This window comes from Duganella sp. Leaf126 (assembly GCF_001423125.1).
Classification (GTDB): domain Bacteria; phylum Pseudomonadota; class Gammaproteobacteria; order Burkholderiales; family Burkholderiaceae_D; genus Rugamonas.
This window is the reverse complement of the sequence record NZ_LMNW01000001.1, coordinates 482,188-502,496: the sequence shown is the minus strand read 5'-3', so window position 1 is coordinate 502,496 and position 20,309 is coordinate 482,188. Positions and strand designations below refer to the sequence as shown.

General features: G+C 66.4%; 19 protein-coding genes. 11 read left to right on the top strand and 8 right to left on the bottom strand.

Annotation, left to right across the window (positions count from 1 at the left end):
* Nucleotides 1–8: 8 nt before the first annotated feature.
* Both tcdA and ASF61_RS02065 read left to right on the top strand, forming a co-directional pair.
* A complete protein-coding gene (gene tcdA, locus ASF61_RS02070) occupies nucleotides 9–842 on the top strand; it encodes a tRNA cyclic N6-threonylcarbamoyladenosine(37) synthase TcdA (RefSeq protein WP_056150630.1) in 834 nt (277 codons plus the stop codon).
* Between the two features lie 88 nt (nucleotides 843–930).
* Nucleotides 931–1,434: an FKBP-type peptidyl-prolyl cis-trans isomerase gene (locus tag ASF61_RS02065; RefSeq protein ID WP_056150628.1), complete on the top strand. Its 504-nt coding sequence runs from the start codon at nucleotides 931–933 to the stop codon at nucleotides 1,432–1,434.
* Here the strand turns inward: ASF61_RS02065 and ASF61_RS02060 are convergent, their stop codons facing one another.
* The 7 genes from ASF61_RS02060 to ASF61_RS02035 form a co-directional block, all read right to left on the bottom strand.
* Nucleotides 1,435–2,490, bottom strand: a complete 1,056-nt coding sequence (locus ASF61_RS02060; RefSeq protein WP_056150626.1) for a cation diffusion facilitator family transporter — start codon at nucleotides 2,488–2,490, stop codon at nucleotides 1,435–1,437.
* Entirely contained in the window at nucleotides 2,487–2,813 is a 327-nt protein-coding gene (locus ASF61_RS02055) for a helix-turn-helix transcriptional regulator (protein ID WP_056150624.1), read from the bottom strand. The genes ASF61_RS02060 and ASF61_RS02055 overlap by 4 nt, the downstream gene beginning before the upstream one ends.
* 76 nt (nucleotides 2,814–2,889) lie before the next feature.
* Nucleotides 2,890–3,411, bottom strand: a complete 522-nt coding sequence (locus tag ASF61_RS02050) for an AlpA family transcriptional regulator (protein WP_056151215.1) — start codon at nucleotides 3,409–3,411, stop codon at nucleotides 2,890–2,892.
* Complete coding sequence (locus ASF61_RS23845; RefSeq protein ID WP_082491157.1) at nucleotides 3,411–3,674, bottom strand: hypothetical protein; 264 nt, start codon at nucleotides 3,672–3,674, stop codon at nucleotides 3,411–3,413. The genes ASF61_RS02050 and ASF61_RS23845 overlap by 1 nt, the downstream gene beginning before the upstream one ends.
* 146 nt (nucleotides 3,675–3,820) lie before the next feature.
* The gene (locus tag ASF61_RS02045; protein WP_056151213.1) at nucleotides 3,821–4,369 is read right to left on the bottom strand and encodes a hypothetical protein; all 549 of its coding nucleotides are present in this window, start codon (nucleotides 4,367–4,369) and stop codon (nucleotides 3,821–3,823) included.
* A gap of 12 nt (nucleotides 4,370–4,381) precedes the next feature.
* Nucleotides 4,382–5,122 carry a hypothetical protein gene (locus tag ASF61_RS02040; RefSeq protein ID WP_056150622.1) on the bottom strand — a complete coding sequence of 247 codons (741 nt, stop codon included), beginning with the start codon at nucleotides 5,120–5,122 and terminating at the stop codon, nucleotides 4,382–4,384.
* 94 nt (nucleotides 5,123–5,216) lie between these two features.
* Nucleotides 5,217–5,702 carry a CinA family protein gene (locus tag ASF61_RS02035; protein WP_056150620.1) on the bottom strand — a complete coding sequence of 162 codons (486 nt, stop codon included), beginning with the start codon at nucleotides 5,700–5,702 and terminating at the stop codon, nucleotides 5,217–5,219.
* A 214-nt stretch (nucleotides 5,703–5,916) separates the two neighbouring features.
* On the opposite strand from ASF61_RS02035, the gene ASF61_RS02030 reads away from it, so the two are divergent.
* On the top strand, nucleotides 5,917–8,556 hold the full coding sequence (locus ASF61_RS02030) for an EAL domain-containing protein (protein WP_056150618.1): 2,640 nt from the start codon (nucleotides 5,917–5,919) through the stop codon (nucleotides 8,554–8,556).
* Here the strand turns inward: ASF61_RS02030 and thiL are convergent.
* Nucleotides 8,541–9,521, bottom strand: coding sequence for a thiamine-phosphate kinase (thiL, locus tag ASF61_RS02025; protein ID WP_056150616.1), 981 nt, complete (start codon nucleotides 9,519–9,521; stop codon nucleotides 8,541–8,543). The two genes, ASF61_RS02030 and thiL, sit on opposite strands and share 16 nt — an antisense overlap.
* 291 nt (nucleotides 9,522–9,812) lie before the next feature.
* Between thiL and ASF61_RS02020 the strand changes: the two genes are divergently transcribed.
* From ASF61_RS02020 to ASF61_RS01985, 8 genes are all read left to right on the top strand, one after another.
* Complete coding sequence (locus ASF61_RS02020; RefSeq protein ID WP_056150614.1) at nucleotides 9,813–12,128, top strand: NADP-dependent malic enzyme; 2,316 nt, start codon at nucleotides 9,813–9,815, stop codon at nucleotides 12,126–12,128.
* 172 nt (nucleotides 12,129–12,300) lie between these two features.
* Complete coding sequence (gene gmd / locus ASF61_RS02015; RefSeq protein WP_056150612.1) at nucleotides 12,301–13,341, top strand: GDP-mannose 4,6-dehydratase; 1,041 nt, start codon at nucleotides 12,301–12,303, stop codon at nucleotides 13,339–13,341.
* A 6-nt stretch (nucleotides 13,342–13,347) separates the two neighbouring features.
* A complete protein-coding gene (locus ASF61_RS02010) occupies nucleotides 13,348–14,289 on the top strand; it encodes an NAD-dependent epimerase/dehydratase family protein (protein ID WP_082491155.1) in 942 nt (313 codons plus the stop codon).
* A complete protein-coding gene (locus ASF61_RS02005; protein ID WP_056150611.1) occupies nucleotides 14,286–15,470 on the top strand; it encodes a glycosyltransferase family 1 protein in 1,185 nt (394 codons plus the stop codon). Before ASF61_RS02010 ends, ASF61_RS02005 begins: the two co-directional genes overlap by 4 nt.
* Nucleotides 15,471–15,481: 11 nt before the next feature.
* A complete protein-coding gene (locus tag ASF61_RS02000) occupies nucleotides 15,482–16,654 on the top strand; it encodes a glycosyltransferase family 4 protein (protein WP_056151209.1) in 1,173 nt (390 codons plus the stop codon).
* Between the two features lie 221 nt (nucleotides 16,655–16,875).
* Entirely contained in the window at nucleotides 16,876–17,583 is a 708-nt protein-coding gene (locus ASF61_RS01995) for a response regulator transcription factor (RefSeq protein ID WP_056151208.1), read from the top strand.
* Entirely contained in the window at nucleotides 17,576–18,982 is a 1,407-nt protein-coding gene (locus tag ASF61_RS01990; protein WP_056150609.1) for a HAMP domain-containing sensor histidine kinase, read from the top strand. The genes ASF61_RS01995 and ASF61_RS01990 overlap by 8 nt, the downstream gene beginning before the upstream one ends.
* 106 nt (nucleotides 18,983–19,088) lie before the next feature.
* Nucleotides 19,089–20,309, top strand: coding sequence for a pyridoxal phosphate-dependent aminotransferase family protein (locus tag ASF61_RS01985; protein ID WP_056150607.1), 1,221 nt, complete (start codon nucleotides 19,089–19,091; stop codon nucleotides 20,307–20,309).

Here is a 20,309-nt window from a genome sequence, read left to right as displayed (position 1 = left end):
ATGGCGGGATGGATACCAATTCACCCTTCAATCCCGCCGATGTCGACGACGAGGTCGACTTCGAACGCCGCTTCGGCGGCATCGCGCGCCTGTACGGCGCGCCGGCGCTGGCGCGCTTTCGCAGCGCCCATGTGTGCGTGGTGGGCGTGGGCGGCGTCGGCTCGTGGATCGTCGAGGCGCTGGCCCGCAGCGCCATCGGCCAGCTGACCCTGATCGACCTCGATAACGTCGCCGAATCGAATATCAACCGCCAGATCCAGGCCCTGAGCGGCACGGTCGGCCAGGCCAAGATCCACGCGCTGGCCGAGCGCATCGCCGGGATCAATCCGTTCTGCGTGGTGCACCAGGTCGAGGATTTCGTCACGCCCGACAATCTCGACGCCATGCTCGGCACCGGCCGCTTCGACTACGTGATCGACGCCATCGACAGCGTGAAGGCCAAGGCTGCGATGATCGCCCACTGCCGCCGCCATGAGATTCCCCTGGTCATCATCGGCAGCGCCGGCGGCCAGACCGATCCGACCCAGGTTGCCGTGCGCGACCTGGCCCGCACCGAGCAGGAACCGCTGCTCAAGAAGGTACGGCGCCTGCTGCGCAGCGACTATGGTTTTCCGCGCGGCGAAAAGACCAAGTTCCACGTCGATGCGGTGTTTTCGATGGAGCCGCTCAAGTACCCGGACGCCGCGTGCGAGGTCGACGCTGCCGGCATCACCGGCCTCAATTGCGCCGGCTTCGGCTCGGCCATGGTGGTCACTGCCACCTTCGGCATGGTGGCAGCCGGCCACGTGCTGCGCCAGCTGGCGGCCGTGCCCGCTGCAGCGGAAGCCGTCGCCGCGATTTAAGCCTGCGCCAGGACAGGTTTGCTATCATGGTGCGCGCCGGTACGCGTGCGCGTGCCGTCCCCCAGTCATCCAGAGAGAGAATCAATCTATGAAGCGTAGTTCCGTTTTTGCAGCAACGCTGCTGGCGCTGGCATCGCTGTCGGCCCAGGCCCAGACTCCTGCTGCTCCTGCTGCCCCGGCCGAAACACCGTCTGCACCGGCCGCTCCGGTGGTCGTCGGTTCCGCCACCCCGGGTCCGGCTGCCGAATCGCTGATCGTCACCGATACCAAGATCGGCACCGGCCGCGAAGCGACCAGCGGTTCCACCGTCTTTATGCACTACACGGGCTGGCTGTATCGTCCGCTGGCCAAGCACATGCACGGCCGCCAGTTCGACTCGTCGATTCCGCGCGGCGAGCCGCTCGACTTCGTGCTCGGCGCCGGCCGCGTGATCAAGGGCTGGGACCAGGGCATCGTCGGCATGAAGGTGGGCGGCAAGCGCACCCTGATCATTCCGTCGGAACTGGCCTATGGCTCGCGCGCCGCACCGGGCGGCGGCATTCCGCCGAACTCGGCGCTGATCTTCGACGTCGAACTGGTCGACGTCAAGTAATCAGTCGTGCCCGCCGGCGTGCGCCGCCACCTGCAGGCAGCACGCCTGCGGCATGGCGCCCAGGCGCACCTGCAGCGTGCTGTGGTCAATCGCATACCGGTCCTTGAGCGCCGCGCTGATGCGGTCCACCGCCACATCGCCCGGGTAGCCGGCCGGCGTCACCAGTTGTACCGTCAGCGCATTCTCGGTGGTGCTCATGGCCCAGATATGCAGGTCGTGCACGGCGCTCACGCCAGGCTGGGCGCGCAGGAATTGCTCGACGCCGGCGCGGTCCACGTTGTCGGGCACGGCCGCCAGCACCATGCGCAGCGACTGTGTCAGCAGGCCCCACGTACTCCAGACGATGATCGCAACGATCACCATGCTCAGTGCCGGATCGATCCAGTCCCAGCCGCTGTAGCGCACCGCCAGGCCCGCCAGCAACACGCCGAGGGAGATCGCCGCATCGGCCGCCATGTGCAGATAGGCGCCGCGGACGTTGATATCGTCCTTGCTGCCGGCCATGAACAGCCAGGCCGAGAAGCCGTTGATCAGGATGCCGACGCCGGCCACGATGGACACCGTCAGGCCGGCCACCGGATCGGGCGTGATCAGCTTCTGTATCGCCTCGTAGGCGATCACGCCACAGGCAGCCATCAGCAACATGCCGTTGAACAGCGCCGCCAGCATCGAGCTGCCGCGCAGGCCGTAGGTATAGCGTGCGCTGGGCTGGCGTTTGACCAGGATGGCCGCCCCCCAGGCCAGCATCAGTCCCAGCACATCGGACAGGTTGTGGCCGGCGTCGGCCATCAGCGCGGTGGAGTTGGCGAGATAACCGTAGAAAAATTCCACCACCACGAAGCCGAGGTTGAGCACGATGGCAATCGCAAACGCCCGGCCCATGGTGTTGGGGTCGCCGTGATGGTGGTGGCCGATGCCATGACCGTGTCCATGATCGTGCCCGTGTCCATGATCGTGGCCGTGCCGGTCGTCGTGGTCGTGATCGGCGTGCGTGCCGCTGCCGTGCGCGTGATGATGGGGGGGCTCGTGGGTGTCGTGGCTGTGGTGCTGGCTCATGCGTCGCTCCCGTTGGCCGGTTCGGCGATATGCTCGAGCATATCGTTGAGGACACCGCTGATATGGGCATCGGCGGCGGAATAAAACACTTGCTTGCCCTGGCGCTCGGACTTGACGATGCGCGCGGCGCGCAGCAGGCGCAGGTGGTGGCTGACCAGCGAGCTGCTCAGATCGAGCGAGGCGGCGATATCGCTGACCGCGATCGGCGCGGCCACGCAGGCCAGCACGATGCGCAGCCGGGTCGGGTCGCCCAGCAGGTGGAACAGGTCGGCCAGCTCGGCAATCGCAGGATCGCAGCCGGTGTAATCGTGTTGGCAGCTCATGAAGCGTCACATTTCGTCATATGAATAGGTATTCATATGTTAGCACGGAAATGCCGGTGGCGGCTTTTAAACCTGCTCATGCCAACAACTTGCGCATTTCGCCATCGATTTCCGCAGGCAGGCGCTGCAGCTCCTTGAGCAGATTAAGCTGGCGCGTAGTTTGGGCGACTTCGACCATACCTTCTTCCACAGCATATTCCTTTTCTTGCAGCCAGCCGAGCAGATCTGCCAGGTGCCAGATGCCCGAACTGCCCTCGTGCACCGGCAGAGGAAACGTGGCAGGGTTGGTGACCATCAGCTTGCGCAGGTTTTGTCTGCTCATGCCCATCAACTCCGCGACGTCGGTCAGACCCACGAAATCGGGACCTGCCTCCACCAGCTTTGCCGTTGGTATGGTGCCACGGATGTCCTCCAGTGCGCTCCTCAAGGCTTCTTTGGCCGACCCCGCTTCACGACTGAACTTGAGCCCCAGCTGCCCTGCCTGTCCGGTACCGATCAGCGCATCGTCGCAGCCGGCCGCACCCAGCCGTTCGATCAGGTCGTCGACATGACAATCGGCCGCATCGAGTTGGTACTTGAGCGTAAATTCGTATTCCATCATTGTGCTCCATCGTTCTGATGTCGGTTCGCCGTGCAGTGATCGACGACCCTGCGGAGATCCCGCGCGTGACTGCTGGGATTTCGCGGTGTGCTCCAGACACTTGCTATGCAAAAAGTTCCGCAACGACACTCGCTGTCGTTATAGGGGCAATAGAGTTTTCCCCAGGCGTGACTGCCGCCGACCATCACCCGCCAACCATGGTGTTCGGCGTGGCGGATTGCCTGCTCTACTTCCTTGTTCGGATGGCGGTTGCGTGCCATGGCAGCTCTCATACTAGATAAAGGACTCGTGGTTGTCAAGTGACAACCGATCGAGCGTAGCAGATCCCAACGCAGTTGAACCACATATTGTGGATCTAACCGGTCGAACGGTTGGAGTCGGGCGAGGCTGACAAGTTCAGCGGAAATTATCTGGGAAGCTGCGACCGCACTTCAGCACGCAGCTTGGGATCGAGCCGGTCGATGGCCGCTTTTAACTGTTCGGCTTCCTGCAGGCTCCGGAGCTGGGCGGCAGTGGGGCCGGGCTTGGTGAATGCCGCCTGGCCGGCCAGCACCAGCAGCGCCGACAGGACGGCGACGCCGGCCGCTGCCGCCAGCAGGCGCCACTCGCGCACGGTGATGTGGACAGCGCTGCTGTCGCGATGCGTGGTGGCGCTGCCGGCGCCGGGCGCAGTGACCGAAGCCGCGACCGGCGCCGCACCGGCATGCGCCGCGTCGTCCGGGCCCAGCTCATTGGAGGCGTCGTGGCCGCGGTGGCGCTCCGGCGGCAGGCCGCCGGCGTCGCGGGCGCGGCGCAGCAGTTCGCGCGTGGCGCTGTCGATGGCGGCAACGTGGCGTTCCACCGCGTCTTCCAGCACCGCCTCGTTCAGGGCCACCAGCGCAAACACCGGATCGTCGATATCGATCCGGACGCCGGTTTTTTCAAATACGAGGGTGCGCAGCTTGTGCTGATCCATGGCCATGGCCGCTTACCACGCGACCTTGTCGAGCTGCTCGAACAGGTCGCGGAACACGACCTTGATGCGCTGCTTTTCCATCACGTTGAACTTGTCGCTCTCGCGCACTTCGGCCGCGGTCAGGCGCGCCGTGTTCATCTTCTTGAGGTCGGCGCCGAAGGTGTCGGCGTTGCGGGCCGAAAGCACCACGCGGCCGCAGACGCGCGCGGCGTTGTCGGCAAAGGTCTGCGATTCGGTGAACTGCTTGCCGGCCGCCGATTGCAGCAGGCCGAAGTGCTCGTTTTCCCACAGCACCAGCGGCACGCTGGTGGCCTTGGCGGTGGAGACGAAGCCCATGGCCGTGTCGTGCAGCGTGTCGCCGCCACCGACGATGGTGTGGATATAGACCTTGCGGCCCGATTCCGCGAGCAGCGCGAAGCAGTCGTTCTCGATCAGATAGCCCATCAGCGGCGAAAACGTGTTGGCGCCGTTGTCGATCACGCAGTTGCCGTCCTGCTCGAGGATGTCGATCATCAGCGCGTCGAAGCGCTTGGGATCGATGGTGCGGCTGTCGGTCATGACCGGCACGTGCTTGACCTGCATCGCCTTGTAGCGGGTGAAGGTGGCGTTCTCCTGGTCGGTGTCGTAGCAGCGCAGCGGCTGCGCACCTTCGGCCACGTCCTTGCTGGCGATCCACTGCGCAAGAATGGTGGACACCAGCGTCTTGCCGATGCCACCTTTGCCCTGGAGAATAAAATGTACCGTGTTATGCATCTGAACCACTCCTGTTGTTCCGGGAAAATCGCCGCCCGGAAGAGGGTAATTGTTTTATGGCTCGAAGGCAATATTTGCGTGCAAGGGCGGGGCCTCAGTCGATAAAGCGCAGCAGCCCTTGCAGCGCATGGATCACGCTCTGCTCGCGCACGGCCTGGCGGTCGCCGGAAAACACCAGCCGCTCGGTATGCACGCTGTCGGCATTGGCCCAGCCGAAGCACACCGTGCCGACCGGCTTGCCCGGCACGGCGCCGGTGGGACCGGCGATGCCGGTGGTCGAGAGCGCGATGTGGGCGTTGCTGGCACCGAGCGCACCGGTTGCCATGGCGCCGGCCACTTCCTCGGAGACGCTGCCCATCTGCGCCATCAGCGCGGCGGCGACGTCGAGCATTTCGGTTTTCGAGGCGTTGGAATAGGTGACGAAACCGCAGTCGAACCAGTCGCTGGAACCGGCGATTTCGGTGATGGCCTGGGCCACGCCGCCACCGGTGCACGACTCGGCGGTGGTGAGGATCAGGCCCTTGTCTTGCAAGGCTTTGCCGACTTGCGCGGCCAGGGCGAGGATGGTGTCGCTGCTCATGGAAGTCTCCTTTGGTGTGGCAATCAAGGGTGGCCCCACTGTACCATGCAGATCGCAATCGTTGCGAGCCGTGCACTAGGATTTCAGTGACTACCGGTATTATTTGAATTCATTAGACCATCATGTCGAACATGCGTACACTCAGACGGACTATGGCGGCCAGAACGGCCGGCGTCGAACGCCCACCAGGAGGCTCACCAGGAGGCATGTTTTCATGATCAGCGAGACCGACATCTTCCATGCGCGCATACTCATCGTCGATGACCAGCCGGTCAATGTGGAACTGCTCGAATACCTGCTGACGTCCACCGGCTACCAGGCGGTCAGCGCCACCACCGATCCGTGCGCCGTCGTCGGCCTGCACGCCGAACACCATTACGACCTGATCATCCTCGACCTGCAGATGCCCGGCATGGACGGCTTCGAAGTGATGGCGCAACTGCGCCCGCTCGAAACCGGCGCATGGCTGCCGGTGCTGGTGGTGACGGCGCAACCGGACCACAAGGTGCGCGCGCTGGAACAGGGCGCGCGCGATTTTCTCAGCAAGCCGATCGACCCGGTCGAGGCGCTCACGCGCATCCGCAACCTGCTCGAAGTGCGCCTGATGCACCGCCAGGCGCGCGACTACAATGCGCGCCTGGAAGCGACGGTGCGCGAGCGCACGGCCGAATTGCAGCGCTTCCGCAGCGCCATGGACGCCACGGCCGACGCCATCTTCCTGCTCGACGCCGCCACCGCAGAACTGCTCGACGTCAACGACGGCGCCTGTCGCATGCTGGACTACCCGCGCGCCGACATGCTGGGCCAGACCGCCAGCCGGCTCGGCCTGGGCACGCTGGCGTCGCTGCGCGCGCAGGCGCTGCGGCTCGACGATTACGCGGCCGCCATCGGCCAGCCGCGCGCGCCCGAGCTGGCCGAAGGAGAGCTGATGCGCCGCGACCTGGTGTCGGTGCCGGTGGAGCTGTACTGGCAGTTGCTCAAGCGGCCGGGCGAGGGCGCCCTGCTGCTGGGCGTGGCGCGCGATGTCAGCGAACGCCGCCACTCGGAGGAAATGCTGCAGCACATGGCGCATTACGACAGCCTGACCGGCCTGCCCAACCGCACGCTGTTCTTCCAGACCCTGGCCGATACGCTCGACGCCGCGCAAGAGAAGGGCTGCCGGGTGGTGGTGCTGATGATCGCGCTCGACCGCTTCAAGGTCGTCAACGACACGCTCGGCTCCAACATGGGCGACGAGCTGCTGCGCCAGTTTTCCAACCGCCTGATGCAGACGGCGCGCCTGCGCGACACGGTGGGGCGCATCGGCGGCGACGAATTCGCGCTGATCATGACCATGCCGCGCGACCAGCAGGAAGCCGTGCACATGGCCACCGACGTGCGCGAGACGCTGCGCACGCCATTCGACCTCGATGGTCACCAGGTCGTGCTCAGCGCCAGCATCGGCATCGCCATGTACCCGGACGACGCCGGCGATCCCGAAACCCTGATCAAGTATGCCGATACCGCCATGGGCCGCGCCAAGCTGGCCGGCCGCGACGGCTACCGCTTCTTCACGCCCGGCATGAACGTGCAGGTGCTGGCGCGCCTGGACCTGGAGCTGGCGCTGCGCCGGGCCATCGAGAACGACGAGCTGCTGCTGTACTACCAGCCGAAAGTCAACCTGCACACGGGCGCCATCGCCGGCGCCGAAGCGCTGCTGCGCTGGCAGCGGCCCGGTTATGGCCTGGTCCACCCGTCCGATTTCGTGGCGGTGATGGAAGACACGGGCCTGATCGTGCAGGTGGGCGACTGGATCATCGACGCCGCCTGCCGCCAGATCGGCGCCTGGCTGCGCAGCTCGGTGGGGCCGGTGCGGGTGGCGGTCAATGTCGCCAGCCGCCAGTTTTCAGAAGGCGACCTGGAACAGGTGGTGCGCGGTGCGCTGGCGCGCCACGACGTGCCGCCCGAGCTGCTGGAACTGGAGCTGACGGAAACGGCGCTGATGTCGAGCACCGAACGCACCATCGACGTGCTCACGCGCCTGAAAGCGCTGGGCATCAAGGTGGCGATCGACGACTTCGGCACCGGTTACTCGTCGCTGGCGTACCTGCAGCGCTTCCCGATCGACAAGCTGAAAATCGATATCGCCTTTGTCCGCGACATCACCACCAATCCCAACGATGCGGCCATTGCCACCGCCATCATCAGCATGGCGCACAGCCTGAAATTGCGGGTGATCGCCGAGGGCGTGGAAACCCGGCCCCAGCTCGAATACCTGCGCCGCGGCCGCTGCGACGAAATCCAGGGCTATTTCTTCAGCCGCCCGGTGGCGCCGCGCGACATGGGCGTGCTGGTGGAGTCGGGCCGCTGCCTGCCGGTGGACCCGGACAAGCCGCTGCAGCCGGCGCAAACCCTGCTGCTGGTGGACGACAACCCGGACGTGCTGTGGGCGCTGGGCCAGCTGTTCGAACCCGATCACTACAACGTGCTCATGGCCGGCAACGCCGACCAAGCGTTCGAGCAGCTGGCGCTGCACGACGTGCAGGTGATTTTGTGCGACCAGCGCCTGCCCGGCATGAGCGGCACCGAGTTCCTCAGCCAGGTCAAGGACCTGTATCCGCAAACCATCCGCATCATCCTGTCCGGCTACCTGGGCGTGGACGCCGTGCTCGAATCGATCAACCGCGGCGCCATCTACCGCTTCTACACCAAGCCGTGGGACGACGTGCAGTTGCGCGACAACATCCGCCTGGCCTTCCACCATTACTGGCTGATGCAGGGCAGCGGCCGCAAGGTGGGCCTGCCCGAGGAAGACGAGACGGCGGTCGATGTGGCGACAGCCGCTGCCACCGTGCTGGCTCAGGACTTGAAGTGATCGAAGCCGGTTAAGCCGAGATCGAGCGCAGTGCCGTGCGCATCGACCAGGCGCAGGCCGGGCTGCGCCGCGATGCTGCCGACCCGCCTCACTGGCGTCGCCGTGCTGGCGCCGGCCGCCAGGATGGCTGCACGGGCGCCGGCCGGCGCCGTGAAACACAGCTCGTAATCGTCGCCGCCGGCCGCACAATAGGCGCGGCGCAGCGCGGCGTCCTGCGTGGCCAGCACCGGGCCGGGTGGCAGCGCATCGACATCGAGCGTGGCGCCCACGCCCGAGCGCGCGAGGATATGTGCGAGGTCGCCCACCAGGCCGTCCGAGATATCGATCGCCGCATGGACCATGCCGGATGCCGCCAGCGCCATGCCCAGCGCCACCCGCGGCGTGGGCGTGTGCATGCGGGTGGCCGCCTGCTGGTGGTCCGCTGCGGCCAGCGGCGTGGCCAGCTCGCCGCGATAGGCCGCCAGCGCCAGGCGGGCGTCGCCGAGCGTGCCGGAAATCCAGATGTCGTCGCCGGGCACAGCGGCGCTGCGGCGCAGGGCGCGCCCCGGCGCCACTTCGCCGAACACGGTGATGCAGATGGTGAGCGGTCCCTTGGTGGTGTCGCCGCCGATCAGGGCAATGTCGTGCGCATCGGCCAGCGCGAACAGGCCCCGGGAAAAGCCGGCTAGCCAGTCGCGCTCGGCGCTTGGTAAGGCCAGCGCCAGGGTGAAGCCGACCGGGCGCGCGCCCATCGCAGCGAGGTCGGACAGGTTGACCGCCAGGCTTTTATGGCCGAGCCGCAGCGCTTCTTCGCCGGCAAAAAAATGGCGGCCTTCGACCAGCATGTCCGACGAGATCGCCGTCTGCATGCCGGGCGTGGGAGTGAGCAGGGCGCAGTCGTCGCCGATGCCCAGCGCGACGGCAGGGGCAGCGCGGTGGTCGGGCCGCTGGAAATAATGGTGTATGAGGTCGAATTCGGAGAGCATGCGCCATTGTAAACGGCGCTTGTCACGCCACGCAGTACTGCATCATTGCCATTTTCAATGAGCGTTATCGGATAAATAGTAAAAACCGATAATTGCTGAAAATATGGCATATGACCGCATCCCTACGGCTAATGCGCCTAAAAGCAAGGAAAATTTGGAGATTTGATGTGAATCATCATAACAAATACTGATAACTATTATCACCCTGCGTGAAAATACCTAGTTATGCGCAAAGTTGGGTCTGATAAAATCGTAGGCTTTCCGACCGCACAAACAGGAAGGCAGTAGAGCATGGATTCGTCAGCAGAGAAAAAAGAAGAGATTCGTCAACAACTGCGCCTTGCGGCACTCGAGTACCACGAGTTCCCGACGCCGGGCAAGATCAGTGTGACGCCGACCAAGCAACTGACCAACCAGCGCGACCTGGCGCTGGCCTACTCCCCGGGCGTGGCGGCGCCTTGCGAAGAAATCGTCATCGATCAGGCTGCTGCCTATAAATACACGGCGCGCGGCAACCTGGTGGCTGTGATCACCAACGGCACCGCCGTGCTGGGCCTTGGCAACATCGGTCCGCTGGCCGCCAAGCCGGTGATGGAAGGCAAGGGCGTGCTGTTCAAGAAATTCGCCGGCATCGACGTGTTCGACATCGAAATCAACGAACTCGATCCGGACAAGCTGGTCGACATCATCGCCGCGCTGGAGCCGACCTTCGGCGGCGTCAACCTGGAAGACATCAAGGCGCCCGAGTGCTTCTACATCGAGCGCCAGCTGCGCGAGCGGATGAAGATCCCGGTCTTCCACGACGACCAGCACGGCACCGCCATCATCGTCGGCGCCGCCATCCTGAACGGCATCCAGCTGGTCGACAAGGACATCAAGCAATGCAAGCTGGTGGTGTCCGGCGCCGGCGCTGCGGCGCTGGCCTGCCTGGACCTGATCGTCGACCTCGGCTTCCCGCTCGAGAACATTTTCGTGACCGACCTGGCCGGTGTCGTCTATAAAGGCCGCACCGAGCTGATGGACCCGGACAAGGAACGCTTCGCCCGCGAGACCGACGCCCGCACGCTGGCCGAAGTCATTCCCGGCGCCGACATCTTCCTCGGCCTGTCGGCCGGCGGCGTGCTCAAGCAGGATATGGTCAAGGCGATGGCCTCGAACCCGCTGATCCTGGCGCTGGCCAATCCGAATCCGGAAATCCTGCCCGACGAAGTCAAGGCCGTGCGCGGCGACGCCATCATCTGCACCGGCCGTTCGGACTATCCGAACCAGGTCAACAACGTGCTGTGCTTCCCTTACATCTTCCGCGGCGCGCTCGATTGCGGCGCCACCACCATCACGCGCGAGATGGAAATCGCGGTCGTGCACGCGATTGCCGAACTGGCGCACGCCGAGCAGTCCGACATCGTGGCCACCACCTATGGCTTCACCAACCTGTCGTTCGGTCCGGAATACCTGATCCCGATGCCATTCGACCCGCGCCTGCTGATCAAGATCGCGCCGGCCGTGGCCAAGGCGGCCGAAGACTCGGGCGTGGCAACCCGTCCGATCCAGGACCTACAAGCGTATGCGGACAGCCTGCAGCAATTCGTGTACCGCAGCGGCACCTTCATGAAGCCGCTGTTCCAGGTGGCCAAGAAGGCTCCGGTCGAACTCAAGCGCATCGTCTATGCCGAAGGCGAAGAAGAGCGCGTTCTGCGCGCGGTGCAGGTGATCGTCGATGAAAAACTGGCGCGTCCGATCCTGGTCGGCCGTCCTGCCGTGCTCGAGGCGCGCATCGCCAAGTTCGGCCTGCGCCTGAAACACGGCACCGACTTCGACGTCATCAACCCCGACCACGACGACCGCTACCGCGACTACTGGCAGTCGTACTACGCGCTGACGTCGCGCGCCGGTGTGACCCAGGAATACGCCAAGCTGGAAATGCGCCGCCGCCACACGCTGATCGGCGCCATGATGATCAAGAAGGGCGACGCTGACGGCATGATCTGCGGCACCTTCGGCACCACCGAACTGCACCTCAAGTATATCGACCAGGTGCTGGGCAAGCGCGAGGGCGCCTGCGTGTACGCGGGCATGAACGTGCTGATCATGCCGGAGCGCCAGCTGGTGATGGTCGATACCCACGTCAACGAAAACCCGAGCGCCAGCGAGCTGGCGGCCATCACGGTGATGGCGGCCGACGAGATGCGCCGCTTCGGCCTGTCGCCGCGCGCGGCGCTGCTGTCGCATTCGAACTTCGGCTCGTCCAACAGCGAATCGGCACGCAAGATGCGCGCCACGCTGGACCTGGTCAAGCAGCTCGATCCGACCCTGGAAATCGACGGCGAAATGCACGGCGACACGGCGCTCGATTCCAAGCTGCGCCAGGCCATCATGCCCGATTCGACCCTGACCGGCGACGCCAACCTGCTGGTGGCGCCGAACATGGACTCGGCCAACATCGCCTACAACCTGGTGAAGACGGCGGCCGGCAACGGCATCGCGGTCGGCCCGATCCTGCTCGGCTGCTCGCGCGCCGTGCACATCCTGACGCCATCGGCCACCGTGCGCCGCATCGTCAACATGACCGCGCTGTGCGTGGTCGATGCCGTGGCCGGCAAAGCGTAAGCGGGACCGCTGGCCGCACCGGAAAACCGCTACCTGGGTAGCGGTTTTTTTTTGCCGGTCGATGCCTTGCCGCAGGTGGTGGTGCGTGCCGGCCGACTCGATTACAATCGAGCGCAATCGGCATCCACTTGGTCACTCTCGTCACCTTCGTTACCTTCCACAGGCATCCACGATGAACTCGAAGAAAGCGGTCATCACCGGCATTACTGGACAGGACGGCGCCTACCTGGCGCAACTGCTGCTCGACAAAGGCTACCAGGTCACCGGTACCTACCGCCGTACCAGCTCGGTCAATTTCTGGCGCATCGAGGAGCTCGGCATTGCCGCCCACCCGCAGCTCGACCTGGTGGAGTTCGACCTGACCGACCTGTCGGCCATCGTGCGCCTGCTGCAGCGCGTGCAGCCCGATGAGCTCTACAACCTGGCCGCGCAGAGCTTCGTCGGCGTCTCGTTCGAGCAGCCGCTCACCACCGGCGAAATCACCGGCCTGGGCGTGGTCAACCTGCTCGAGGCGATCCGCATCGTCGATCGCGGCATCCGCTTCTACCAGGCCTCGACCTCGGAGATGTTCGGCAAGGTGCAGGCGGTGCCACAAAAGGAAGACACCGCGTTCTACCCGCGCAGCCCGTATGGCGTGGCCAAGCTGTATGCGCACTGGATGACGGTCAACTACCGCGAGTCGTACGGCATCTACGCCGCCTCCGGCATCCTGTTCAACCACGAGTCGCCGCTGCGCGGCCGCGCCTTCGTCACCCGCAAGATCACCGACAGCGTGGCCCGGATCCACCTCGGTCAGCAGCACGTGCTCGAACTGGGCAACATCGACGCCCGGCGCGACTGGGGCTATGCCAAAGAATACGTGGAAGGCATGTGGCGCATCCTGCAGGCCGATGCGGCCGACACCTATGTGCTGGCCACCAACCGCAGCGAGACCGTGCGCGATTTCGTCACCATGGCGTTTCGCGCGGCCGGCATCGACCTCGCCTGGCAGGGCGCGGCCGCGCAGGAAACCGGGATCTGCCGCGCGTCCGGCCGGGTGCTGGTGCGCGTCAACCCGAAATTCTACCGGCCGGCCGAAGTGGACCTGCTGATCGGCGACGCCACCAAGGCCTCCACCGAGCTCGGATGGCAGCCGCATACGACGCTCGAGCAGCTGTGCCGGATGATGGTGGAAGCCGACCTGCGCCGCAACCGCGCCGGCGTCTCGTTCTAGGAGCCGATGGTGAATGTTGCGACGACAGCAGAGGGCGCCGGCCGGCGCGCATTGGTCACCGGCAGCGCCGGCTTCACGGGCCGTTACGTGGTGCAGGCCTTGCGCGCGGCCGGTTACCGGGTGTTCGGCATCGTCTTGCCCGGCGCCGGCGACCCTGCCAGCGAGGACGAATTCGGCGTGGACCTGAACGATCGCACCGGCCTGGCGGCAGTGGTGCAGCAGGTGCGGCCCGACGTGGTGGTGCACCTGGCGGCGATTGCCTTCGTCCACCACGGCGACGCCGAACAGATGTACCGGGTCAATCTGGTCGGCACCCGCAACCTGCTGGAGGCGCTCGCTGCACTGGACGCATCTGGCCAGCGCCCCTCGGCAGTGCTGCTGGCCTCGAGCGCGAATATCTACGGTAACGCCACAGCGGACCCGATCGGCGAGGATGTGCCGCCCGCGCCCGCCAACGATTACGCGGTCAGCAAGCTGGCAATGGAAACCATGGCGCGCCTGTGGGCCGACCGCCTGCCGCTGATCGTCGCCCGGCCGTTCAACTACACGGGCGTGGGCCAGGACGAGCACTTCCTGCTGTCCAAGATCGTCGCCCACTGCCGCCGGCGCGCCGCCAGCATCGAGCTGGGCAACCTGCAGGTATGGCGCGATTTTTCCGACGTGCGCATGGTGGCGCACAGCTACCGGCGCCTGCTGGCCGCACCGGTCGCCGCGACCGCCGGCCGCGTCTTCAATGTCTGCTCGGGCACGGGCTGGTCGCTGGGCGAAGTGCTGGACCTGATGGCCGACATTGCCGGCTACCGCATCGACGTCCGCGTCAATCCGGCCTTTGTGCGCGCCAACGAAGTGGTGCGGCTGGTGGGCGACAACCGCCGGCTGGCCGCCGTGATCGGCGACCTGGCGCCGGTGCCGCTGGCCGACACGCTGCGCTGGATGTTTGCAGCATGAGCGGCGTGGCAGCGCCGTTGCGGGTCGGTCTGTCCACCACCATGATCGAGCCGGCGCTGACCGGCGGGCGCATCGACGGCATCGGTGTCTACACGCGGGCCTTGCTCGAGCATTTGCCGGGCGCCGCCGACATTGAGGTGCTGCCGTTCAGCTTTGCCCCGCCCGGCGGCGGCGCGCCGCTCAGCGCCGGGCGCGCGCTGCCGCTGTCGTTTCCGGTCGCCACGCTCGGGGACCTGCTGTTGCCGGCCGGCGCCTATCTCGACGTGAGCCGTACGCTGACCGCCGGCGCAGGCGGTGACAGCAAGCGGCTGGACCTGTTCCACGCCACCGATTACCGCATCGTGCGCATGGACTGCCCGGTGGTGGCGACCCTGCACGACGCCTTGCCCGTCTCGCACCCGCACTGGTGCAATCCCAAGTGGCGGCGCCTGAAAAACTGGCTGCAACGGCGCGCCGTGCGCAAGGCGCAGCACGTGATCGCGCCGTCGCAGTTTGCCGCGCGCGAGCTGGTCGAACACTTCGGCATCGACGCGCGCAGCATCAGCGTGCTGCACCACGGCGTGGGCGCCCAGTGGTTCGAGGCGCCCGCGCCCGCAGCGCTGGCGGCCACCCTGACGCACTATGGCTTGCAGGCCGGCTATTACCTGTGCGTCGGCACCCTGCAGCCGCGTAAGAACGTTGGACGCCTGCTCGACGCCTACCTGGCGCTGCCGCCGGTGCTGCGCGCCGCGCGGCAGCTGGTGATCGCCGGTGCGCCGGGCTGGCGCAGCGCCGAACTGGTGCAGCGCCTGAAGGCGGCGCGCGAGCGCGGCGAGCGCGTGGTCTGGCTCGACCGCGTGACCGACGACATGCAGTTGCGCCACCTGTACGCGGGCGCCGGCGCCTTCGTGTTTCCGTCGCTGTACGAAGGCTTCGGCCTGCCGCTGCTCGAAGCGTTTGCCAGCGGCGTGCCGGTGGCCTGCGCGCATGCCGCGTCGCTGCCCGAGGTGGCGCAGGGCGCAGCGCTGGAATTCGATCCGCTGTCGGTGGACGACATCGCCGCTGCCCTGGGCACGCTGGCGCGCGACGACGGCGTGCGCGCGCGCCTGATTGCCGCCGGCCGGCAGCGCGCGCTGGCGATGCGCTGGGACGACGCGGCGCGCCGCACCGCCGCCGTGTACCGGCAAGTGCTGGCAGCGTGAGCGGCGCCGCCATGCGCGTGCTGCATTTCTACAAGACGTATTATCCCGACTCGTGGGGCGGGGTGGAGCAGGCGATCCGCCAGCTGTGCGTGGGCACCGGCCGGCTGGGCGTGGAGAACACCGTGCTCACGCTCGGGCGCGGCGGCGCCTCGCGCATCGACGTCGAAGGCCATGTCGTGCACCGCGCGCGGCAAAATATCGAGATCGCGTCCACCGGCTTTTCGCTGGGCGCCATCGGCAAGCTCGCTGCGCTGGCGCGCCAGGCCGACATCGTGCACTACCACTTCCCGTGGCCGTTCATGGACCTGGCGCACTTCCTGGCAAGGGTGGACAAGCCGACGGTGGTGAGCTACCACGCCGACATCGTGCGCCAGAAAAGGCTGCTGCGCCTGTACGCACCGCTGCAGCACTGCTTTCTGGGCCGGGTGGACGCCATCGTCGCCGCGTCGCCCAATTACTTGGCGTCGTCGCCGGTACTGCGCCGGTTTGCCGGCAAGACCCGCGTGATCGGCTATGGTCTGGACCGGGCCGGTTACCGCACGCCGCCGGCGGCGGCGGTGGCGCGCTGGCGCGCGCGCTGCGGCACGCCTGCGGGCGATCCGCTCCCCGGACGCTTTTTCCTGTTCCTCGGCGTGCTGCGCTACTACAAGGGTTTGCATGTCCTGCTCGATGCGCTGGCCCACCTGGCCACGCCCGTTACCGGCGCTGCCGGCCGCTATCCGGTGGTGATCGCCGGCGCCGGCCCGCTCGAGCAGGCGTTGCGGCAGCACGCTGCGCGGCTGGGCCTCGACCACGTGCACTTCGTGGGCGCGGTGGACGAGGACGACAAGAGTGCGCTGCTGCAGGCCTGCTACGCCATGGTCTTTCCGTCGCACCTGCGCGCGGAGGCGTTCGGCATCTCGCTGCTGGAGGCGGCCATGTTCGGCAAGCCCTTGATCTCCTGCGAGATCGGCACCGGCACCACCTATGTCAATCTCGACGGCCAGACCGGGCTGGCGGTGCCGCCCGACGATCCGATCGCGCTGGCTGCCGCCATGCGCGCGCTGTGGGACGACCCGCAGCGCGTTGCCGCCATGGGCCGGCAGGCCGCGGTGCGCTACGGCGCGCTGTTTACGGCCGAGCGCATGGCGCGCGACTACCATGCGCTGTACCGGCAACTGCAGCAGCGGCCTGGAGCTGTGTGAGCCGCCATTGCGGCACTTTTTGATCTGGCGCAAATCTTTTTCCAGGGCAAAAAATTATCATTGCAAGCGAACTCTGCGCCCTGACGACGGTCCTCTCCGTTGACGCTGCCAAGATGGCGTCATCGCTGTGCGACGCAACGACGGCGTTCCGGCGGGGGTTCACCCCGGTATTTGCAGTGGATGCGGTTAAAATAGGCCATCACCCCCTGATGGAGAAACGCGTGCGCTGCCTGGTCATCGAAGATGAAGCCGAAACCTCGAACTACATCTGCAAGGGCCTGCGCGAGGCGGGCTACCTGGTGACCGCCTGCGCCACCGGCCCGGACGGACTCGATTACGCCACCGGCGAGGACTGGGACATCATCATCCTCGACCGCATGCTGCCGGGCCGCATCGACGGCCTGTCCATCGTCGACAAACTGCGCGCGCTGGGCAAGCACACGCCGGTCATCATCGTCAGCGCCCTGTCCACCATCGACGCCCGCGTGACGGGCCTGCGCGGCGGCGCCGACGACTACCTGCCGAAACCGTTCGCGTTTTCCGAACTGCTGGCGCGGGTGGAGGCGCTGCTGCGGCGCAGCGCCCCCGGCGCCGACAGCACCCAGCTGCAGGTGGCCGACCTGCGGCTCGACCTGCGCACCATGCGCGTCACGCGCGGCACCAAGGTCATCACGCTGCAGCCGCGCGAGTACCGGCTGCTCGAATACCTGATGCGCAACGAGAACCAGGTGGTCACCCGCACCATGCTGCTCGAATCGGTATGGGACTATCACTTCGACCCGCAAACCAACGTGATCGATGTCCAGATCAGCCGCCTGCGCGCCAAGGTGGACAAGGACTTCCCGGTGATGCTGATCCACACCCTGCGCGGCGTCGGTTACCGCATGGGCGCCACGGCGCCGGCGGACGGGGAGTATCCGCTTGGCTGACCGGCTGCGGTCCGCCTCGCGGCTGTGGGGCGCATCGATCGCCGCCAAGCTGGTGCTCGGTTACGGCTTGCTGGGCACCCTGTCGATCGCGGTGGTGTCGCTGGTGTTTTACACCGGCACCATCGGCGTGCTCGATCAAAACCTCGATGGCAAGATCGTCGCCCAGGCCCGGCGCCTGCTGCACCGCGCGGCCACCGGCGGCCATGAAAGCCTGATCGAGGAAGTCCGGCGCCTGCTCAACGACGGCATCGACAGCGACCGCGAAATCTACCAGCTGCTCGACAGCGGCGGCAAGGCGCTGGCGGGCAACCTCGGCTCGTGGCCGCTGGCCGAAGGGACCATCGCCGGCAAGACCGCACCGCGCGCCACCATGCTCAGCGCCGACGTGGTGCGCGAAGGCCACCTGAAACCGGCGCGCCTGTACCTGCTGCCGCTGGCCGGCGGCGGCGTGCTGATCGTCGGCCGCGACCTGAGCGAGCAGGAAGCAGTGCGCGAGCTGATCTGGGATGCGCTGCTGGCCGGCGCCGGCGTGTCGCTGCTGCTGACGGTGGCGGGCGCCTTGCTGTTCCGGCGCACCATCGAGGGCAAGCTGGGCGAGATACGCGGCACCGCCGCCCGCATCGAGGCGGGCGACCTCAGTCACCGCATCACCATCAGCGGCGACGACGAATTCGCGCGCCTGAACCGCGACATCAACCGCATGCTCGACCGCATCGAGCTGCTGATGGAAGGTATCCGCCACGTCTCCAACGCCATCGCCCACGACCTGCGCACGCCGCTCTCGCGCATCCGCGGCCGGCTCGACGACGCGCTGCGCCACGATGCCAGCGTCGAACGGCTGTCGGGCGCCTCGCACGACGCCATCGACGACATCGACGACCTGATCCGCCTGTTCGAACGCCTGCTGCAGATCGCCGAGGTAGAGTCGGGCATGCGCACCAGCATGTTCGAGCGGCTCGACCTGGGCCGCGTGGTGGCCGACATCGGCGAGATGTACGAAGCCATCGCGGAAGACGACAACATCGCGCTGACCGTGGAAGCGCCCGAGTCGCTGTACGTGGATGGCGACCGCAACCTGCTCGCCAGCGCGATTGCCAGCCTGCTGGAAAACGCCTTCAAGTATGCGGGACCGGGATCGGCGGTGCGGGTGCGCGCCGGCCTGCATCACGGCATGGCGTCGATCGCCGTGAGCGACAACGGCCCCGGCATCCCGCCCGAGGAGCTGGACAAGGTGACCCAGCGCTTCTACCGCCTCGACAAGAGCCGCCACCTGCCGGGCAACGGCCTGGGGCTGTCGATCGTCAGCGCCACCGCCACCTCGCACGGCGGCCGGCTGGCGCTGGAAGACAATGCGCCGGGCCTGGTGGCGCGGCTGGTGCTGCCGCTGGCCACGAACTAGCGCACGCTGGCGTGTAACTAGCTTTCCTGTTTGTAATGTCACCGCAAGCTTGTGGAGAGTCGCCCGGTTCTATGATGGTTTCACACTCACTGAACCCTACTCCATCATGCATGACTTGACCGACATCGCCCATTGGCTGCAGCACCACCCGGTGCACCACGACTCCGCCGTCCACGCCACGCTGCCGGACCCCACCTTCATCAGCGGCGGTCAGGAAGTGGTGTCCTTCAGTACCAACAACTACCTGGCGCTGGCCAACCACCCGCGGCTGGTGGCGGCCGCCAAGCGCGGCCTGGACCGCTACGGCGTGGGCAACTGCGAATCGCGCCTGCTCGGCGGCGACCTGGAAGTGTACCGCGAGCTCGAAGCGCGCCTGGGCGCCCTCAAGCACAAGAGCGACGCGGTGCTGTTCGTGACCGGCTACATGACCAATATCGGCGTGCTGTCGTCGATCGTCAAGGCGGCCACGCTGGCGCGCCTGCACGGTTTCCGCGCCCGCAAGCGCCACAAATATGCGTACTACTCGGACGAGTACAACCACATCAGCATCCGCGAAGGCATCCAGATGTCGGGCGCGCTGCGCTACAACTACCGCCACTGCGACATGAACCACCTGGAGTCGCTGCTGCAGGCGGGCGCCCAGGAAGGCACGACGCCGATCATCGTCAGCGACGGCGTGTTCAGCATGGAAGGCACGATCGCACCGCTGCCGGACCTGGTGGCGCTGGCCGAGCGCTTCGGCGCGCTGCTGTACATCGACGATGCCCATGCCACCGGCATCCTCGGCGCCAACGGCGGCGGCACCTCGGAGCACTTCGGCTGCTACAGCCAGAACATCATGCAGATGGGTACCCTGAGCAAGGCGCTCGGCTCGATCGGCGGCTTCGTGGCCGTCGAGCGCGACGTGGCCGACGTGATCCGCCTGACCAGCTCCGCCTACGGCTTCACCTGCCCGCCGCCACCGGACCAGGCAGCAGCGCTGCTGGCTGCGCTCGACCTGCTGGAAGAGGAACCGCAGCGGCGCCAACGCCTGTGGGACAACCAGCGCTATTTCATCGAGCAGATGGCGCCGCTGGGCTACACCATCATCTCGACCGACACCCCGATCCTGCCGGTGCTGATCGGCGACGCCGAAACCTGCCAGCGCTATGCCATCGAACTGCGGCGCGAAGGCATCCACGTCGATGCGATCCAGTTCCCGGCCGCGCCGGTAGGCCAGGCGCGCCTGCGCTTCATGATGAACGCCGGCCACACCGTGGCCCAGATCGATCACCTGGTGGCCGTGATGGCGCGTCTGGCCGGACGCCAGGTCAGGCTGGTGGCGTAA

Coding starts and splice junctions, on each gene's coding strand:
- ASF61_RS02005 (WP_056150611.1), top strand. CDS start 14,286: ATGAGCGGCGTGGCAGCGCCGTTGCGGGTCGGTCTGTCCACCACCATG.
- ASF61_RS02050 (WP_056151215.1), bottom strand. CDS start 3,411: ATGGAATACGAATTTACGCTCAAGTACCAACTCGATGCGGCCGATTGT.
- ASF61_RS01985 (WP_056150607.1), top strand. CDS start 19,089: ATGCATGACTTGACCGACATCGCCCATTGGCTGCAGCACCACCCGGTG.
- ASF61_RS02035 (WP_056150620.1), bottom strand. CDS start 5,702: ATGAGCAGCGACACCATCCTCGCCCTGGCCGCGCAAGTCGGCAAAGCC.
- gmd (WP_056150612.1), top strand. CDS start 12,301: ATGAACTCGAAGAAAGCGGTCATCACCGGCATTACTGGACAGGACGGC.
- ASF61_RS02000 (WP_056151209.1), top strand. CDS start 15,482: ATGCGCGTGCTGCATTTCTACAAGACGTATTATCCCGACTCGTGGGGC.
- ASF61_RS02065 (WP_056150628.1), top strand. CDS start 931: ATGAAGCGTAGTTCCGTTTTTGCAGCAACGCTGCTGGCGCTGGCATCG.
- ASF61_RS02060 (WP_056150626.1), bottom strand. CDS start 2,490: ATGAGCCAGCACCACAGCCACGACACCCACGAGCCCCCCCATCATCAC.
- thiL (WP_056150616.1), bottom strand. CDS start 9,521: ATGCTCTCCGAATTCGACCTCATACACCATTATTTCCAGCGGCCCGAC.
- ASF61_RS23845 (WP_082491157.1), bottom strand. CDS start 3,674: ATGGCACGCAACCGCCATCCGAACAAGGAAGTAGAGCAGGCAATCCGC.
- ASF61_RS02010 (WP_082491155.1), top strand. CDS start 13,348: ATGGTGAATGTTGCGACGACAGCAGAGGGCGCCGGCCGGCGCGCATTG.
- ASF61_RS02020 (WP_056150614.1), top strand. CDS start 9,813: ATGGATTCGTCAGCAGAGAAAAAAGAAGAGATTCGTCAACAACTGCGC.
- ASF61_RS02055 (WP_056150624.1), bottom strand. CDS start 2,813: ATGAGCTGCCAACACGATTACACCGGCTGCGATCCTGCGATTGCCGAG.
- tcdA (WP_056150630.1), top strand. CDS start 9: ATGGATACCAATTCACCCTTCAATCCCGCCGATGTCGACGACGAGGTC.
- ASF61_RS02045 (WP_056151213.1), bottom strand. CDS start 4,369: ATGGATCAGCACAAGCTGCGCACCCTCGTATTTGAAAAAACCGGCGTC.
- ASF61_RS02040 (WP_056150622.1), bottom strand. CDS start 5,122: ATGCATAACACGGTACATTTTATTCTCCAGGGCAAAGGTGGCATCGGC.
- ASF61_RS02030 (WP_056150618.1), top strand. CDS start 5,917: ATGATCAGCGAGACCGACATCTTCCATGCGCGCATACTCATCGTCGAT.